Source organism: Streptomyces sp. W16 (assembly GCF_033194735.1).
Taxonomy (GTDB): domain Bacteria; phylum Actinomycetota; class Actinomycetes; order Streptomycetales; family Streptomycetaceae; genus Streptomyces.
In genome coordinates, this window is record NZ_JAWOAI010001036.1 from 1 (window position 1) to 1,546 (window position 1,546).

The window sequence follows — 1,546 nt, forward strand, 5'->3', positions numbered from 1 at the left end:
CCTCACCCCCGCCGAACACGGCACGGCCACGGCCGTCCTCGACGCGGGCGGCCCGCTCGCGCTGCACACCGCCGACCTGGGTCCGCTCAGCGCCAAGATCGCCCCACTCACCGAACGGGCCCTGGCGGCCGGATACGGCGATGTCCTCCTGCTCACCGCCGGAGCCTGCGTGACCGCCGCCGTGATCGCCGCCGTGAGCCTGGGCGTCAGCCCGCGCGGCGCCGCCCCCGCCCAGCTGGAAGAGAGCCGGTCATGAGGTTCGCGACCTTCCTGCACGGCGGCCGACGGCAGTCGGGAGTCGTGGTGGACGACAAGGTCCACCCCTTCGAAGTCCCCGCGGAACTCCTGGAGTTCATCAAGGCGGGAGAGGACACCCTGCGCACGGCGGGAGAGGACGCCCTGGCCGGCACATCGCCCCTGCCCCTGGCAGACGTACGACTGCTCCCTCCTCTCCAGCCGCCCACGGTGCGGGACTTCGTCACCTTCGAACGTCACGTGGAAGGCATGGCGCGGGGCCACGGCGACACCGTCCCCGAAGAGTGGTACGCGGCCCCCACGTTCTACTTCACCAACCCCTACGCGATGCTCGGCGCTCACGACGACGTGCACGTCCCGCCCGGCTGTGAGCGCTTCGACTTCGAGCTGGAAGTAGCCGCCGTCATAGGCAAGTCCGGCCGCGACCTCGGCCCAGCGCAGGCCCGCGAGCACATCATCGGCTACACGATCCTCAACGACTGGTCGGCCCGCGACCTGCAGGCCCGCGAGATGAACGTGAGACTGGGCCCGGCCAAGGGCAAGGACTCCGCCACCACCCTCGGCCCCTGGCTGGTCACCGCGGACGAACTCGAACCCCACCGCACGGCCGACGGCTTCCTCGACCTCCGCCTCACCGTCGAGGTCAACGGCGAGACGGTCGGTCAGGACCGTCTCGCCAACATGTCCTGGACCTTCGAGGAGATGACGGCCTACGCCTCCCGCGGCACCTGGGTCCGCCCCGGCGACGTCCTGGGCTCCGGCACCTGCGGCAACGGCGGCTGCCTGGCCGAACTCTGGGGCCGCCACCGCATCCTGGAACCACCTCCGCTCACTCCCGGAGACACGGTCACCATGACTGTGCAGGGCATCGGAAGCATCAGCAACACCGTCATCGAGGGCGTGCCGCCCATACCCGTGCCACGCGCCCGCCACAGACTCTGATCCGGGACAAGAAGCCGCGCCACGAAGCCGCCGTCAAACGCTCCACACGACGAACGGACCCCAGGCCACCGGCCTGGGGTCCCACATGGAGCGGGTGACGAGAATCGAACTCGCGCTCTCAGCTTGGGAAGCGACGGCACTTGGGGAGCTGGATAGCTTCTTACCTGGGACTATGTTCTCTCGCGCGGCGCCCAGGGGTGCGGAATCGCACCGCTATCGACCGTGGTTCACCGGTCTCAAGGGCACGCTATGGGCACGCCGTCGCCTGGGAGGCGGGGCCAGGCGTGGGGCGCCGTGGAAGACCTGGCTGGTGTGCCAGGCGCGGTGGCCGGCCGCGACGGGGCGGGCG

Annotated in this window: 1 protein-coding gene and 1 pseudogene; both read left to right on the forward strand. The window is 70.4% G+C overall.

What is annotated here, in order from left to right; all coding sequences use genetic code 11:
• Window positions 1-256: pseudogene (locus R6V09_RS52810) on the forward strand (MFS transporter); the annotation flags it as partial.
• The gene (locus R6V09_RS52815; RefSeq protein ID WP_317888506.1) at window positions 253-1,197 is read left to right on the forward strand and encodes a fumarylacetoacetate hydrolase family protein; all 945 of its coding nucleotides are present in this window, start codon (window positions 253-255) and stop codon (window positions 1,195-1,197) included. The pseudogene R6V09_RS52810 and the gene R6V09_RS52815, both read left to right, overlap by 4 nt.
• Window positions 1,198-1,546 lie beyond the last annotated feature (349 nt).